Source organism: Secundilactobacillus collinoides DSM 20515 = JCM 1123, assembly GCF_001435975.1.
GTDB classification, from domain to species: domain Bacteria; phylum Bacillota; class Bacilli; order Lactobacillales; family Lactobacillaceae; genus Secundilactobacillus; species Secundilactobacillus collinoides.
In genome coordinates, this window is the sequence record NZ_AYYR01000009.1 from 51,672 (window position 1) to 68,375 (window position 16,704).

Consider the following 16,704-nt stretch of genomic DNA (forward strand, 5'->3'; position numbering starts at 1 on the left):
CTTGCCTTGAGGAACACGTTTCGGCTCCGAGACCTAAAACAGGCGCAGCCATAAACAACGCAGTAAATCGATCACAGAATTTAAAACTGAAATCTATCCACAGAAGCATTTACAATAATAAATTCAATCAGCCGTCCAAACCGTCCGTCCCAAAAGACAGCAGTTTACTCACCAAACAAGTACTAAGACCAAAGAAAAAGCTTCACAACGAAAATAAATCGATAAAAAAAACGACCACGAAAAAATCGCAGGGTCGTTTTTTGCGTAGTTAGAGGGGTAAAGGGAGACCAAAAACGGTAACCCTGTGGCAAACTCATAGATTTCCTTAAACCCGCGTCAAATCAGTGGACAAGACGTTCGAAATTTGACATAATGCACAGGAGTTGATCGATACGGGACTTACTTATTTTATAATTGGACCGTATCAATTTATAAAAAGGTTGACTTTTGTTCAAAACAGTTTAATATAGTGTTTGTAAATTATCAGTATAAAAATTTTGTATTGGTAATTTCGCACCATAATTTCTATCAGCTAAGATTATGTAGTTATCTTAAATCAATCAAAGGAGTGTTACTCTAATGGCAGTAGATTACGATTCCAAACAATATTTGGAAGGCGTTGACAAGTACTGGCGTGCCGCTAACTATCTTTCAGTAGGTCAATTATTCTTACGGGACAACCCATTGTTGGACCGGGATTTGACTTCTGACGACGTTAAGGTTAAGCCTATTGGTCACTGGGGAACTATCGTTTCTCAAAACTTTATTTACGCTCACTTAAACCGTGTGATTAACAAGTATGATTTGAACATGTTCTATATTGAAGGTTCAGGTCATGGTGGCCAAGTTATGGTTTCTAACTCATACCTTGACGGTAGCTACTCAGACATTTATCCAAACATTTCTCAAGACAAAGAAGGTCTTAAGAAATTATTCAAGCAATTCTCATTCCCAGGTGGGGTTGCCTCACATGCCGCTCCTGAAACTCCAGGTTCAATCCACGAAGGTGGCGAACTTGGTTACTCACTTTCACACGGTACTGGTGCAATCTTAGATAACCCAGATGTAATTGCCGCTGTTGAAATTGGTGATGGCGAAGCTGAAACCGGCCCATTGGCTGCTTCATGGTTCTCAGACAAGTTCATCAACCCAATCAAAGATGGTGCTGTATTACCAATCATCAACATGAACGGTTTCAAGATTTCTAACCCAACTATCCTTTCACGGATGTCCGATGAAGACTTAACAAGTTACTTCAAAGGTATGGGCTGGGATCCTAAGTTCGTCGAAGTCGCAGACCCAGACGTTCACGAACCAGTTCACGAAGCAATGGCTAAGACTTTGGACGAAGCCATTACTGAAATCAAAGCAATTCAAAAGAACGCTCGCGAGAACAACGATAACTCATTGCCTAACTGGCCAATGATCATCTTCCGTTCACCAAAGGGCTGGACTGGTCCTAAGGAAGACTTCGATGGTAACCCTGTTGAAGGTTCATTCCGTGCTCACCAAGTTCCGCTACCTATCGCAGCTGACAGCATGGAACATGCTGACAAGTTGGTTAGCTGGTTGAAGTCATACAAGCCTGAAGAAATCTTCAACGCTGATGGCACTATCAAGCAAGAAGTCCGCGACTTCGCTCCTAAGGGCGACCAACGGATGTCAGTTAACCCTATCACTAACGGTGGTATCGATCCTAAGCCATTGAAGCTCCCTAACTACAAGGACTACGCCGTTAAGGTCACTACTCCAGGTGCTACTGAAGCCCAAGACATGATCGTTTGGTCTGACTGGGTTGCTGACACCATGAAGCTTAACCCAGACAACTTCCGTGCATTCGGTCCTGACGAATCTAAGTCAAACCGTCTGTACAGCATGCTTGATCATGGTAAGCGTCAATGGGAAGAGGGCATCAACGAACCTTACGACGAAGACTTGGCCCCACAAGGTCGTGTCATCGACTCACAACTTTCAGAACACCAAGCTGAAGGTTGGTTAGAAGGTTACGTATTAACTGGTCGTCACGGTTTCTTCGCTACTTACGAATCATTTGGTCGTGTTGTCGACTCAATGTTGACTCAACACATGAAGTGGTTGCGTAAAGCTGCAGAACAATCATGGCGTAACCAATACCCATCACTGAACTTTGTTGATACTTCAACTGTATTCCAACAAGATCACAACGGTTATACCCACCAAGATCCAGGTATGTTAACTCACTTGGCTGAAAAGAAGCCTGAGTTTATCCGTGAATACCTGCCAGGTGACGCTAACACCTTGTTAGCTGTTGCTGACGTTGCTTTCCGTTCATACGAAAAGATCAACTTGCTGGTTACTTCAAAGCACCCACGTCCACAATGGTTCTCAATTGACGAAGCCACTAACCTTGTACACAATGGTTTGGGCTACATCGACTGGGCTTCTACTGACCAAGGTCAGGAACCTGACATTGTGTTTGCTGCTGCTGGTAGTGAACCAACTTGGGAAGTCTTCGCCGCTGTATCATTATTACACGACGAATTCCCAGAAATGAAGATTCGTGTTATCAACGTTGTTGATATCTTGAAGCTTCGTTCACCAAAGAACGACCCTCGTGGCATTAGCGACGACGAATTCGATCGTTACTTCACTGTTGACAAGCCTGTAATCTTTGCATTCCATGGCTTCGAAGACTTAGTTAAGGACATCTTCTTCGACCGTCACAACCACAACCTTCATGTTCATGGTTACCGTGAGAACGGTGACATCACCACACCATTTGACATGCGTGTCTTGAACGAACTTGATCGTTACCACTTGGCCAAGGATGCCGTATTAAGCATTCCAGAATACGCTGTTAAAGGTGCATACTTCGAACAACGTATGGATGACATGGTTGCTAAGCACAATGCTTACATCCGTGAAAACGGTACTGATATGCCAGAAGTTAACAACTGGAAGTGGCAACCACTCAAGTAATTCACTCGCTGAATTAGCTTGATAAACTGCCTAAGCGTGTCAACCTTCACGGGTTGACGCGCTTTTTTGTGTTTCCAGAATTTTATTTACGTATGTTCTGTTTTGTTGCACGCGGCCTTAATATGCTGTTTTAAACTGACTACGAGTTAACTTTCCTTTTGCACTAAGAAGCAAATTGCAAGTTAAAACCGGTTCACAGAAGCGAAGGCCAACAGTTACATTTATCAAGGTTATGCAGGCCTGGTCTATTGGCAGTCGAGGGAGATCCAATCAAATGGCGCGTCGTGACAGTTGATTTAGCTCACTCGAAAGCCACTGCAGTATCGTGCTAAATTGCAGAATGCACCGGAATACAGTTACGAAATATCGAACTTAATTAAAAAAATCGTTAGTTACTGTTGACAAGAACTAACTAACTGGTTAGAATTGTCATCGTTAGTTAGCGGTAACACAACCTAACTAAATTAGAAATCAAAATCATAACGTAAAAAAGGATGATTAAGATGAATCGCAAAACTACCGCAGATTTAACGATTACTTCTGGCAAGCAGCACCGCGACACCCGCTCCGTACACGAACAGGTGAAGGGGCTCACCAACCAGATGAATCACTATGCTAGCTTGACACGTCCAATTGATTGGGTGATGTTGAGCACCGAAGATGATGAAGATGAATTGTTGTTTGAAATACCGCTGAAGTTTGACCCAGACGTCATGGTTTCAAGCTTCAGTGGCAACCGGGACCATGTATGGGCTTTAGAAGCCGGTCAACCAGGATACATTTTTAAATTACATACAGATGCTGGTCAGGGCCAGAACCTGTTTGAGATGGTTCGCCAAATGCACAAGGTGGTTAATCCGGACGCGCCCATTGATTGGGTGATCAGCCGCGATGCTGAGGATTCGGATGTTGTTTGGCTGATGACCTTTCACGAGGACGACGCTGCCATGCGCCGGTACTTCAAGGATGTTGCGGCTGACCCGGCCTTCGATATGCTGGGCACGGCAACGCTTAAGGTACCATTTTACGTGTTAACCTCGGGTTTTGCCATGGATTAACACAGAAGCAATGAAAGTTAGTTTAGCTTATTGTGAACTAAACTAATTCCAAAAAGAAGAGGATGACTCGAATGAAACAACCTACTATGAAATCGACAGGGACGATTGCAACACAAACTGAGCCTGATGAACAATTGTTAGTGGCGACAGATACAATTCGTCAGTTAACGAAACCGATGCCGCGTTTAGACTGGGTCTGGCTGACCGTTGACGAAAATGATCAGTTGGTGGAGATGCCAATCAGTTCGACGACGGCGATGATTGAATCCAGTTTTGACGGCACAACCCAATCTGCGTGGGACTTGGAAATGGATCAACCCGCGATGTTTTTGAAATTAAAGGCTGAGTACGGACACAGGGAAGACTTGTTAGCCGCACTCACCGAGATGTACGTCAGCGATGCAGATGACCAACCGGTTGGATGGATGATCTGCCGGTCGACTGAGGAGGCCGACACCGTTTGGGCGCTTGAGTTTTATCAGGACGAGCGCAGTATGCAGCGTCATTTCAAGCGACATTTAACTAAACGGCTGTTTGATCTGCTGGCAAAGATGCCGGAGAAAGTCAATGTTCACGTGGCGTTGTCGGGATTTGAAATGGCGTAGGCGAAATAACTAGTTAGTTTTAGTTGACTTTAACTAACTAAGTGATTATACTCTATTTTGTGAGCTGGGATCGGGTACCTCGATGACGCTGGCTCAACCTACTGCAGGCTTAATTGTTAGTTTAAAATAATAACGTCTAACTAAGTAAAGGAGAAACAAAACATGACATACACTTCAAGAGATTTATTAAACGAATTTGGTCGGCTGATGCACACGTTCAAAAAACGAGGCTATTCTGCTGTTTCGAAACGTTCTCGAGAATTCTGGGCACAGCAGCCAAAGCACGGGCAGATGCGGTTGATCTACCTATTAACACAGAAGGAAGAGCTGACCAACTCCCAAATTGTTGAAGCCCTGGACATTCGTCCAAGTTCCGTCAGCGTTATGATCAAAAAACTGGAAGAGGACGGTTTGGTTGAACGGCATGACTCACCTGATGATAAGCGGATCAGTTTGATTTCACTTACCGACAAAGGGCGCGACTTGATCAAGAGTTCCCACGATTTTAAGACGGAATTTTCTGACGCACTGTTTGACGGTCTGACCGATGATGAAAAAGACGAATTCGGGCGGTTGCTCAACAAGCTGACGGATAGTTTGGATGAAAAGTTTAAAAAATGGGACGAGGGCGACGAACGGCCAGAATTCTTTGATAAGGCGCCGCAACAATTCTTCGGCGGCCGGGGCAGTTTCCGCGGGTTTAACCCTCACGGTCACAGCCATCGCAGCCGCGAAGACTGGGGTCGTCGCGGCGGTTTTGACGACAGTGACCCACGTAACGGAAACTGGGGCAACGGTCACGGTTTTGACCCAGACGATGAGGATACCGGTTCAAACAAGTAATTAAGTTCAGGATAAGGGAGTACCACAATCATGCAACGTCGAGCACCTGAAGCATCACGGGGCGGTCAGCAGGCCGCTTCATTCAAACGCGAAAAATTTAATTTTAAGGCCTTCGCAAAACTAGTGGGCCGAATCAAACCTCATTTTTGGCAATTAGGACTGGGCCTTACGCTTGGTTTGATTGCCACTGGCATGCAGTTAATGGTGCCGCAGTTTGCCAAGCAACTGATCAATCAGCTTGGTCACCAGATGAATAGCGGGCTGATGGGCCTTGTTATCGTGTTCTTCGTGGTGAGCGCCTTGATCAGTGCCGTTTCCGGCAGTGTGCTGGGATTCTTCGGGGAAGACGTGGTTCGTAAACTGCGGCGATTCCTGTGGAATAAGATTCTCGTGCTGCCGGTCAGCTACTTTGATGAGACCCGCTCCGGTGAAATCTCATCACGGCTGATCAACGACACCTCACAGGTCAAGGACCTGCTGGCAAACTCGGTACCCAGCATGGTCACGTCGATTCTTCAGTTAATCGGGGCGCTGGTTCTGATGCTGATTATGGATTGGAAAATGACACTGATTATGTTTATCGCGGTGCCGCTGGTGCTGGTCGTTATGCTGCCGGTCGTTCGCCAATCACATAAGATATCGATTGCCCGTCAAGACGCGCTGGCTGACTTTAATGGGCAGTCCAGCGAGATCCTCAGCGACATTCGGCTGGTTAAGTCGTCAACAGCTGAAGATCTGGAACGCAAAGACGGTACTGGCAAAATTGAGAAGCTGTACAAGATCGGTTTGAAGGAAGCCATTTATGACTCGATCTCCAGTCCGCTGATGCAGATGGTGATGATGGGTATGATGATCGGGTTGCTGATCTACGGTGCCAGCCGAGTAGCTTCCGGCACCATGACGTTTGGAACACTGATCTCGTTTCTGATGTATCTGACCCAGATGATCGGCCCGTTTGCACAACTGAGCCAGTTCTTCACGGACATGGCTAAAACGAGCGGTTCAACAGCTCGCATTCAAGAAATGCTTCAAATGGGTGAAGAGGATCAGGCTTCTGGCGACGACTTCAGTGTGGATGGTAAAACGTTGTCTGTTGAACACGTTAACTTCGGTTATGACAAGGATCAACCGGTCTTACAAGACGTTTCCTTTGAGGCCAAGCCAAACACTGTGGTGGCCTTTGCTGGACCTTCAGGTGGTGGTAAATCAACCATCTTCGGGCTGCTTGAACGCTACTATGACCCGGATAAGGGTGAGATCAAAATCGGTGATACCACGGTTAAAAACGTCAACTTGACCAACTGGCGAAGCCAAATTGGGTTAGTGAGTCAAGATGCTGCTATCATGGCCGGCACTATTCGCTACAATCTGACTTACGGACTGGACGGTGAGTATACGGATGACCAACTGTGGGATGTGCTGGGAATGGCATACGCCAAGGATTTTGTGGCTGCCATGCCTGATGGACTCAACACGCAGGTTGGGGAACGCGGCGTGAAGGTGTCTGGCGGTCAACGACAACGGTTGGCCATTGCCAGAGCTTTTCTGCGGGACCCGGAGATTCTGATGTTGGACGAAGCAACGGCTAGTTTGGATTCTGAATCAGAGATGATGGTACAAAAGGCGCTCGAGAAATTGATGCATAACCGGACAACGCTTGTCATCGCACACCGGTTGAGTACCATTGTGGACGCTGATCAAATCTACTTCATTGAGAAGGGGCAGGTCAGCGGACACGGAACGCACAAGCAGTTGGTGGATAAATTGCCGCTATACAGGGAATACGTTCAAAACCAAATGATGTTACAGGGGCCGCAACCCACAGCCTAGGGCGTGCCTTGTGAGACTCGTTTCCACAGGGCTGCCAACCAAAACTTCTTGAACTTATCTTCAGGAATAATCGCCGGAAGAAACTGGGACAAAAGGTTGTTTACACTCAGAATATAAGGGCACCCAGGACTAAAATGGGCTTGGTCTTGGGTGCCCTTATATTGCCGTGAACAGTCGTTTGTCGTACGTTTAAGGCACTAAAGTGGACCACTAGCTTGTCATAAAAAGGAGTGTCATCATGACGATGAAGGAAACAAAGGTATTAACGAATTTACATCCTGATATTCAGCAGTTTCAAGAAACGCTTTGGTCACGGTACCAGGAGGAAAACAAAACGGTTAAACCGGGGCAGATCCTCTTTGTGGGTTCTTCACTGATGGAGATTTTTCCAATTGAAAAGATGCAATCTGAACGCAACCTTGGATTGGACAAACACATCTATAACCGCGGTGTTCGGGCAACGACAACGGCTGACCTGCTGGCGCACATGGCGGTCCAGATTTTTGATTTAGCGCCCAGCAAAATCGTTATCAATATTGGTTCCAACGACATTGGTTTCGGCGTACCAGAAGCGACATTCCTCGCAAACTACGACAGTATTTTGACGGAGATTAAAGAAAAATTACCAACGACCGAAGTCTACGTCATGGCGTACTACCCAACGAACCACACAGGTAAGTTCAGCAGTGATGAGGATGAAAATCAACTTTTGGCCAAACGGGGCAATGCCGCAATGGCCGCGGCCAGTAAAAAGGTGGCTGAATTAGCCGCTAAACATGGTGTTCACTATATCAACGCTAATGCCGGGTTGACCGACGATGCTGGTAATCTTAAGGCGGCACTCACCTTTGATGGTGCGCACATGCTGCCGGCGGGCTACGATATCGTTTTCCAGAATTTGAAACCTTATTTAGGTTAGAAAATGGGTGAAAATGTTTTGGACGCGCCGGCTCTGTGCAACTCGTTTCGACACGGTTGCGTCGCACTCCGAGGTATGACGGACCACCTTAAATCAGCAAATTAAAAAGAGACCTGAAATCCCATTGATTTCGGTCTCTTTTTTTACGCAGCCCGGCCTTTCTGCAACAGGTAAATTGCAACCACGACCAGCGCTGAGCCGACAACCTCGACCCAGGTGATCTGCAGGCTTAAGAACAGCACACTCAAAATAAAAGTCACCACCGGTTGGGCTGCATCCACGATGCTGATTACGTCAGACGGCGCGAAGTTTGAACTATACAGCAGCAGGCTGAACGGCAAAATTGTGCCCACCACGATAACGGTGCTGATTGACATGACGAGTGTCGGTGTAATGGGCGGCGTGCTGACCCACACCGGTCGAATACAGTTGAACAAAATGCCAGCAATGAACGTGCCCCAACCTAAAATGACCATTGGGGAATGACCAGCCTTCACTATGGGCCGTGGCAGCACGACGTAAAAGGCGGCGGTGATGCCGGATCCGATACCCCATAATAAAGCATTCATTGGGATAGCCAGCTGAGAAACGTCGCCCTTCGTTATCGCGAGAAACACACCCAATGCCGAGACGACAAACGCTATCAAGTCGCTTCGAAACGGCTTTTCACGTTTGAAAATCAGGCTGCCTACAACGATAAATAATGGGCTGAGGTACTGCAGGATAGTTGCTGCCGCTGCTGTTCCCGTTTGCACGGACATGTAGAATGTCAGTAAATTCGCCATGAGACCAAAGACGGCATAGGCCAGTAGCCAGCCAATCAGCCGCCAGGACCGAAAGACGTCAAAAATGGCCATGCGATAACGCAGAAAACTAATGACTAAAAGAATCACGCCGGCGCCGAGTGTTCGGGCCGAGAGAAACCAAGTGGCGGGGACGTGCTGATTTTGCGAGATGAATTGCAGAACGGTGCCTGAAATGCCCCACATTGTGGAAGCCATGATGGCCCAGAACATGCCCTTACGAACGCTGCTGCCAACCTCTTGTTTAAGTTCCATGATTGGTAATACTCCTTGATTTTGGGCGGGTGCCCGTTTTTTGGTGCGGTAGTGGTGCTTTATACCGGGGATGCGTTTCTTTGGGGATGATTGGACTTTTGAAGTCAGTGTGTATTACTGAGGCTTGATGTGGAAGGGTAGGGGGTGAGGCTAAAGACGGTTATTTGGCTTGCTCATTTGCTCTTGGCTTGCCAAATCGTGCCTCCGCCCTCTAAGCACCTCGCTCTGCACGAAGGACGCCTATTTCTTGTTCATTGCCCATATCTAGCTGAAACGTGCTCCGCGAGGCAGGGGGCTCCTGTATAAGACACTTCGATCCCAAAAGGCAAGCCCGGCCTTTTGGGCTCAAAGTACCTTATACTCCGCCCCCTAAACGCCTCGCTCCGCACTCTGAAATATTTTACTAAATCCCGCTAACAACCAAATGGGAGAAAAACGAAAATTGGTCTCATAATTGTGACACTTTTCAGTGCGGTTTTTTAATTTTTGGTACAATAAAACCAGCAATTAAAGGGGAGGCGCAACAATGCTTAAAATTGAGCACTTAGCCAAACATTTTGGCGACCTGGAAGCCTTGCATGATATTAATTTTCAGGTTGCGGATGGCGAGATCATGGGGTTGATCGGTCAAAATGGGGCCGGTAAGTCGACCACGTTTCATAGTATTTTGAATTTTCTAAAGTACGAGGGCACCATTTCCTGGAACGACCAGGACATTAATGAATCGGTGTTTGACCAGATTGGTTACCTGCCGGAAGAACGCAGTCTGATGCCGAAGCTGACAGTCGAACAGCAAATTCTCTACCTAGCACAACTGAAGGGGCAGCCCGCACGGAAAATCAAAGGGGGGATTGATGAGTGGCTCCAACGATTTGAAGTGAAGGGGAAGCGCACCGATAAGATCCGCGCGCTGTCTAAGGGTAATCAGCAGAAGATTCAACTGATCTGTACGTTGATCCACCGGCCTTCCCTGATTATTCTGGACGAGCCGTTTAGTGGGCTTGATCCAGTGAACGTGGACCTCTTGGAACAGGCTATTCTAAACGCCAAAGCGCAGGGTGCAGCGATTATTTTCTCGAGTCATGATATGGGTAACGTGGAGGCACTGTGCGACGAGCTGGTGATGCTGCGTCACGGCAACATGGTACTGCATGGTGAGATTCGGGCGATTCGCGAGCAGTTTGGCAAGAACGAGATCTTCGTCACCACGGACTGGTCGCAGGAAGCACTACTGCAGTTAGAACACGTAATTGAAGCGAAACAATTGTCCCGCCACCGATTCATGTTGCGGGTGGATGATCCGGCTGCCGGTCAACCTATTTTCCAGGAATTGTCCGGTGGCCATTACATTGAAGAATTTAGTCAACAACCACCAACACTGGATGAAATTTTCCGACTGAAAGCGGGTGATGGGCATGCGTAAATTGTGGTTAGTGACCGTGAATACTTATCTGCGTCAGGTCAAGTCATGGAGCTTTTTAATTCTCGTGCTATCACCGTTTGTCATGATTGCACTGTCCTTTGGTATCGGCTGGATATCAGCTAATTCAGCGACTAACGGCGACCGGATCGCAGTGGTGTCAAATCAGCCGGCATTACGGTCAGCGTACCTGAAGACCCTCGGTAAAGACGGTGCAGCGCCGGCAATTAAAACGGTCAAAGCCGCAAAGCAAGCACAAAGAACCGAGAAGATTCAGGGCTACGTGGTGTTAACTCAGGGCAAACAGCTAAAAGCAGTCTACCGCGGCTCACAAGCATTAAGCAGTAGTCGGAAGGCCAAACTGACGAGCTTCTTGACGAGTGTGCAGAACCAACAAAACGTTGCACAGGCCAAACTGACGAAGCAGCAAGTTGCCACGCTGCAACAGCAGCCCATTGTGCAACAGAAAGTGACGTCGAGTCTCGGGCAAAAGAAGGTTGCTAAGATGGCATCGTTTTGGATTCTCGTTTTCATGGTGTACATGATTCTGACGACCTACTCGTCTATCACGGCGCAGGAGATTGCCTCAGAGAAGGGCACTAAAATCATGGAGATCATCTTTTCGAGCACCACGGCAATTAAATACTTTCTGGGTAAGATCTTCGGCGTGCTGTTGATGATCGTCACACAGCTAGTTGTTTATGTAATCGGCGGATGGGCAAGTCTGACTGCGGGCCAGCATTTTTCGGCAACGCGGGACCTCTATACGAGCTACCACGCGTTGATCAATCAGGTGGTGGGCAACCTGTTCAGTATCAATCTCGTGTTCCTATTCGTCGGAGTTATCCTGTATACCGTTTTAGCGGCGTTCTGCGGGGCGTTAGTAGCGAAGCCGGAAGATTCCTCAAAGGCGGGCTACCCGGCCGTCTACCTGAGCATGATTGCTTTTTTCGCCACCTTCCCGTTTCAGAGCAACGCGGATGCGCTGTTCGTACGCATCATGTCCTACATGCCGTTTTTCTCCTCGTATTTCATGCCGATGCGGGTCATCAACGGCACGGCGTCAACGCTGCAAATTAGTTTGTCGATGCTGATCTTACTGGCCACGTTGCTGGGGATGACCTGGTACATCGGCCGAATCTATGGCGGACTGATGCTGCAAACGGATGAAGGGAGCTTTTGGAAACGGTTGAAGAGAGGATTGGCAAACTAGAGCTGCGAAAGGCGTTTAAAGTCGGAGTAGACGCGCTTCTACAGAAGTCTTCTGCCTTTCGGAGATGATGCCACGAACGGCTTAACTTTATATATAAACCAAAAAATCGCAAAGCCCGCAACGGTTTTACGATTTTTTACTGTGTTTTTCAAATTCAATAAACGTTTCAGGCACCGGTGCCTCAACCCTGACTGTCTCAAACGCATACGGTACCGGCAGCACGACCCGCCAGCTATGCAATAATAGTCGCTGGCGGCGGTCGTCGTCTGCGTACAGCGGGTCACCGATGATTGGATGCCCAAGGCCGCTAAAGTGGACGCGAATCTGATGGGTTCGGCCAGTTTGCAGCTGCACCGCGACCAGGGTTGCATCGGCTATTCGCCGAATCACGCGGTAGTGGGTGGTGGCAGGCTGCGGATGAATCCCGCCAATCTGACGTTTGCGTTTGTCTTCGGGGTCACGGCCAATCGGTATGCTAATGGTACCGTGTTCGGACTGCAACCGCCCGTGCACCCAGGTGAGGTAGGTCCGCTTGATGCGTTTTTCTTTGATCAGTCGAACCAGGATGGGCACTACAGCGGGGTCTTTTGCCACGATCAGCGCGCCACTGGTCTCCTGATCTAGCCGGTGGATCATATAGGGCTGTTGTGCCTTAGGCAAAAGATAGGCTGCAACGTGGTTCAAAGTGGCCCCGACCTCCCCAGGTTGGTTTGCGTGGGTCTTACTGCCGGGCGTTTTATTCACGACAAGCATGTTGGTATCTTCGTAGACTGCTGCCACCGTGGCCGCACTATCTGGGGCAATGTTTTGAAAAGGCGTTTGGAAATCAGTGGGCAAGAACGTCAGCAAAATATGATCACCAGCTCGAACCTCAAAATTAACGGGCAAATAAGCGCCATTAACAAGCACCCGCTGTCCAAGCTTAAGACTGTAGACGAGGTGCTTGGGCATTAACCAGTCCTGCATGAGCAGCTGGCGAAGCGGTTTGGTGATGAAATTATCGGGTAACGTTGCGGAATGTTGCCATTGCATGAGAAGACCTCGTTTGGATTCTTGTATCTGAGATTAGGGGGGTGAAACTACTGACTGGGAATGAAAATTTCAGTAGAAATTGAGCTGGTTCATTTGTGAGTCTGCAGCAGAGCGCCATATTACGGCGTGCCGCGATTCTATAGCAAATCCCAAACAAACAAAAACGGGTTGCACAAATGTACACCCCGCTAGTGTTTAATTTATAATAAAACCACTACTTATCCAACTTAGCTAATTCAGCCGGCTTTACGATCAAAACATCGCAGACAGCAGAACGGCTAACATAGTTGGTAACTGAACCGATCATTAACCGTTCAACAGCGGTCAGACCAGTGGAGCCGATGACAATCAGCTGGGTGTTGTGGCCAGCTGGGAATTCACGGGCGATAACGGGCTTTGGATTCCCGAAACGCACGTGGATGTCAACTGAAGGAACACCAGCATCTAAGGCTTTTTGCTTAAGTTCAGCCAAACGGGATTGAACGTCTTCAGAAAGTTTGTAGATGACGTCACCACTTACAGCACCACCATAGGTATCACTGAATTGGTTGACTTCCAACACATTCAGAATATCCAGATGCGTATCGTTTAGCTTTGCAACTTCGATTGCCTTTTCAAGTACTGGATCGGTAGCTTTTGACCCATCAACTGGGGCCAAAATGTTTTGGTATTGTTGGTTCATATGCGCCACTCCCTAACATTTAAATATCAGTTTACGGTGAAGCTTTTTGTAAGCACGCGATGGTTTTTGCCCAACAAAGAGAACCATTTGTACTTCACCCTCTAGTTTACCATAATCTCGGAAATTGCTTTAACAAAAAAGGTCCCATTTTTGGCAAATTACCCAAAGATTGTGTATAAATGCACGATAATGTCCGCTGTAAAGCCCGACATTTAGGCAGTTATGTAAAAAAGTTAAGCGGTTTCTTTTTCTGAAAAAAGTTGTAAAATCGAGGTAACGCTGTAAAGGGAAGTGCTGATATGTACTACTACAACATGGAATCACATGATATTGGTTATAATTTGGCTACGGAACAGTTTCTCATGAATGAGAAGGACTTTGACGAGCCCCTGCTGCTGTTCTACTATCAAACCCCATGCATCATCGTGGGCCGGAATCAAAACACAATGGAAGAAATTAATCAGGACTACGTCACGAAACACAACATTCAAGTCACCCGCCGGTTATCGGGTGGCGGCGCTGTGTTCGATGATCTGGGCAACCTGTCGTTCAGTTTCGTGGTTGACCGCGACGATGACCGGTTCGGCGATTTTAAAGCCTTTACGAAACCAATTGTCGATGCACTGAAAGAAATGGGTGCCACCGGCGTTGAAGTGTCCGGCCGTAACGATATTCTAGTCGATGGCAAAAAGTTCTCTGGTAATGCCATGTACGTTAAGAACGGGAAGATGTTTTCCCATGGGACGCTGATGCTGGACGTTGACCAAAGCGTTGTTGAACATGCGCTGAACGTGCCGGAAGACAAGATCAAGTCTAAGGGTATCAAGTCGGTGCGGTCACGAGTCACCAATCTCAAGCCGTTTCTAGCACCGGAATATCAAAACTTGGACGTCCCAGCCTTTCGCGACATGCTGCTGAAGAAACTTTACGACGTCAACGACCTCGCCGCAATTGCTGACAAGGCATACACGCTGACGGACGCGGATAAGACCGCCATTCAAAAGCTGTATGATGATTATTACAATAACTGGGACTGGGTCTACGGGACCTCACCCGACTTCACGGTCAAGAAACGCCAACACTTTGACGCCGGCACCATCGATGCACGGATTCTCGTCAAAGATGGCAAAATTGATACCATTACGTTTTTCGGAGATTTCTTCGGTGAAAAGGACGCCAGTGAAGTGGCTGATAAACTTCAGGGTGTGCGCTACGATGAAGCCGCGCTGACCACTGCCTTAGCTGATATCGACACGACTGCTTACTTCGCCGGTATCGATAATGCCACCTTAGTGAAATTATTGAGCTAACGCCGGATTGTTCGACCATCTGGCGACACAAATGCTGTAACCGATTACATCCCTGTGTTAAACTAGACAAGTAAAACAATTGGTTATTAAAAGATGAAGGGAAGTTTGGATATGCGCTACGTATCAATGACCGCTCATGATATCGGCCGTAACTTGGCCACCGAGCAATATTTAATGAACAACAAGGACTTTGGGGAACCACTGTTGCTGTTCTATTATGAAAAGCCATGTATCATCGTTGGCCGCAATCAAAACACACTTGAAGAAATCAACCAGAAGTACGTTGAAGAAAACAACATTACCGTTACCCGTCGGCTGTCCGGTGGTGGTGCGGTCTACCAAGATTTAGGCAACCTGTGCTTCAGCTTCGTGCTGGATGCGAAGTCAGAACACTTCGGCGACTTTAAGTCGTTTGTGCAACCCATCGTGGATGCCTTGCATGATATGGGTGCCAGCTCCGTTGAAGTTTCTGGCCGGAACGACATTTTAGTCGACGGCAAGAAGTTCTCAGGGAACGCCATGTATACCAAGAACGGCAAGACCTTCTCCCACGGGACCTTGATGCTGGACGTGGACCAGGACGTGATTGCAAATGCCCTGAACGTGCCAGAAGACAAGATCAAGTCAAAGGGGATCAAATCCGTCCGGTCACGGGTGGCCAACTTGAAGCCGTACCTTGCGCCTGAATACCAAAACATCACCGTCCCAGAATTCCGAGATATTTTATTGAAGGAACTCTTCCACGTTGATAGTTTGGATGAAATCAAGGACAAGGAATACATCGTGACGCCAGACGAGCAAAAAGAAATCGATAAGATCTACGAACAGTATTATAACAACTGGGACTGGGTCTACGGAACTTCTCCTGAGTTTACCGTTAAGAAGCGCCAACACTTTACCTCAGGCACCATCGATGCCCGGATTCTGGTAGAGGGCGGCAAGATCAACAAGATCACCTTCTTCGGCGACTTCTTTGGCCCACAGGATGTCACTGCCTTGGCTGATAAGCTGACCGGTATCAAGTACGACCGGGAATCTCTTGAAGGGGCACTTGCGGATGTGGACATCAGTAAGTACTTTATGGGGATTTCTAAGGATGAGTTGATTGAGTTGCTGGCTTAATTTGCGTCACTTGAACTAAAAACAGCCGTGCTATTCCTGCACGACTGTTTTTGTATGCCTTTAGTGTTTTTGAGATGACTTTCACCCTTTAGTTGGCAGAATAGAAAAATCGTGCAACTTGAGTCAAAACTGCAGTGTGTTCAACACGCTTTCTATGTTTAGCCAAGGAGATAAATTTTAAAACTGTCTGCTCCAGGCAACCTAATGGAAACGAATTTCAATAATCAGAGATCGGCCATGTAAGAGCAGTTAGTGTCAAATCCAAGTCAGGATTCCCAGAAACTGCTCTTACGTTCCGGTGTCTAACTGTTTCCCGTCACTCTCTGTGAAATGTACAACCGACTGTTAGCAATGTTTTAATACTATTATGTCGTTATTTAGGTTTCGCACAAGGTTTGAAGTGCAAAAGAGGGGCATGAAATGTATAGGCCTGATAGTGAACGTCCTTTTTAACGCGGAATAATATAGTATTTGAATAATTACAGTACCCTTTATCATAATATAAGATTTAAATTGCAATGAAAACCAGATTATTTTGATGTGGATACAATAAATAGTTAATAATATTATTTATTTTAAGACAAGAAACGACAAGATAATGGCATTGATTTTTAAACATTTAGTTCAACACCGTACAAACAGTTGAAACCGCTT

The 16,704-nt window shown here is 47.2% G+C and carries 14 protein-coding genes; 11 read left to right on the forward strand and 3 right to left on the reverse strand.

Annotated features, from left to right (window positions below; all coding sequences use genetic code 11):
* The 7 genes from FC82_RS17070 to FC82_RS01190 form a co-directional block, all read left to right on the forward strand.
* Positions 1 to 272, forward strand: a 272-nt coding sequence (locus tag FC82_RS17070) for a hypothetical protein (RefSeq protein ID WP_235809147.1), incomplete at its 5' end; no start/stop codon positions are given.
* Positions 273 to 579: 307 nt separating this feature from the next.
* Positions 580 to 2,958, forward strand: coding sequence for a phosphoketolase family protein (locus FC82_RS01165; protein WP_054759210.1), 2,379 nt, complete (start codon positions 580 to 582; stop codon positions 2,956 to 2,958).
* 503 nt (positions 2,959 to 3,461) lie between these two features.
* Complete coding sequence (locus FC82_RS01170) at positions 3,462 to 4,016, forward strand: hypothetical protein (RefSeq protein WP_054759208.1); 555 nt, start codon at positions 3,462 to 3,464, stop codon at positions 4,014 to 4,016.
* 71 nt (positions 4,017 to 4,087) lie between these two features.
* A complete protein-coding gene (locus FC82_RS01175) occupies positions 4,088 to 4,621 on the forward strand; it encodes a putative quinol monooxygenase (protein WP_054759206.1) in 534 nt (177 codons plus the stop codon).
* A 162-nt stretch (positions 4,622 to 4,783) separates the two neighbouring features.
* A complete protein-coding gene (locus FC82_RS01180; protein ID WP_056995983.1) occupies positions 4,784 to 5,464 on the forward strand; it encodes a MarR family winged helix-turn-helix transcriptional regulator in 681 nt (226 codons plus the stop codon).
* A 30-nt stretch (positions 5,465 to 5,494) separates the two neighbouring features.
* On the forward strand, positions 5,495 to 7,294 hold the full coding sequence (locus FC82_RS01185) for an ABC transporter ATP-binding protein (RefSeq protein ID WP_054759202.1): 1,800 nt from the start codon (positions 5,495 to 5,497) through the stop codon (positions 7,292 to 7,294).
* A 244-nt stretch (positions 7,295 to 7,538) separates the two neighbouring features.
* Positions 7,539 to 8,213, forward strand: a complete 675-nt coding sequence (locus FC82_RS01190; RefSeq protein ID WP_054759289.1) for a GDSL-type esterase/lipase family protein — start codon at positions 7,539 to 7,541, stop codon at positions 8,211 to 8,213.
* A 143-nt stretch (positions 8,214 to 8,356) separates the two neighbouring features.
* Here FC82_RS01190 and FC82_RS01195 read toward each other — a convergent pair whose 3' ends face one another.
* Positions 8,357 to 9,271: a DMT family transporter gene (locus tag FC82_RS01195; RefSeq protein ID WP_054759200.1), complete on the reverse strand. Its 915-nt coding sequence runs from the start codon at positions 9,269 to 9,271 to the stop codon at positions 8,357 to 8,359.
* 526 nt (positions 9,272 to 9,797) lie between these two features.
* Between FC82_RS01195 and FC82_RS01200 the strand changes: the two genes are divergently transcribed.
* Positions 9,798 to 10,694, forward strand: a complete 897-nt coding sequence (locus tag FC82_RS01200; protein ID WP_056995984.1) for an ABC transporter ATP-binding protein — start codon at positions 9,798 to 9,800, stop codon at positions 10,692 to 10,694.
* Entirely contained in the window at positions 10,687 to 11,904 is a 1,218-nt protein-coding gene (locus tag FC82_RS01205; RefSeq protein ID WP_056996098.1) for an ABC transporter permease, read from the forward strand. The genes FC82_RS01200 and FC82_RS01205 overlap by 8 nt, the downstream gene beginning before the upstream one ends.
* 126 nt (positions 11,905 to 12,030) lie before the next feature.
* Here the strand turns inward: FC82_RS01205 and FC82_RS01210 are convergent, their stop codons facing one another.
* Together FC82_RS01210 and FC82_RS01215 are read right to left on the reverse strand one after the other, a co-directional pair.
* The gene (locus tag FC82_RS01210) at positions 12,031 to 12,936 is read right to left on the reverse strand and encodes an RluA family pseudouridine synthase (RefSeq protein WP_054759198.1); all 906 of its coding nucleotides are present in this window, start codon (positions 12,934 to 12,936) and stop codon (positions 12,031 to 12,033) included.
* A gap of 214 nt (positions 12,937 to 13,150) precedes the next feature.
* Positions 13,151 to 13,618: a universal stress protein gene (locus FC82_RS01215; protein WP_054759196.1), complete on the reverse strand. Its 468-nt coding sequence runs from the start codon at positions 13,616 to 13,618 to the stop codon at positions 13,151 to 13,153.
* Between the two features lie 299 nt (positions 13,619 to 13,917).
* On the opposite strand from FC82_RS01215, the gene FC82_RS01220 reads away from it, so the two are divergent.
* Both FC82_RS01220 and FC82_RS01225 read left to right on the forward strand, forming a co-directional pair.
* Complete coding sequence (locus FC82_RS01220; protein ID WP_054759195.1) at positions 13,918 to 14,928, forward strand: lipoate--protein ligase; 1,011 nt, start codon at positions 13,918 to 13,920, stop codon at positions 14,926 to 14,928.
* Positions 14,929 to 15,039: 111 nt separating this feature from the next.
* Complete coding sequence (locus FC82_RS01225) at positions 15,040 to 16,050, forward strand: lipoate--protein ligase (protein WP_054759193.1); 1,011 nt, start codon at positions 15,040 to 15,042, stop codon at positions 16,048 to 16,050.
* Positions 16,051 to 16,704 lie beyond the last annotated feature (654 nt).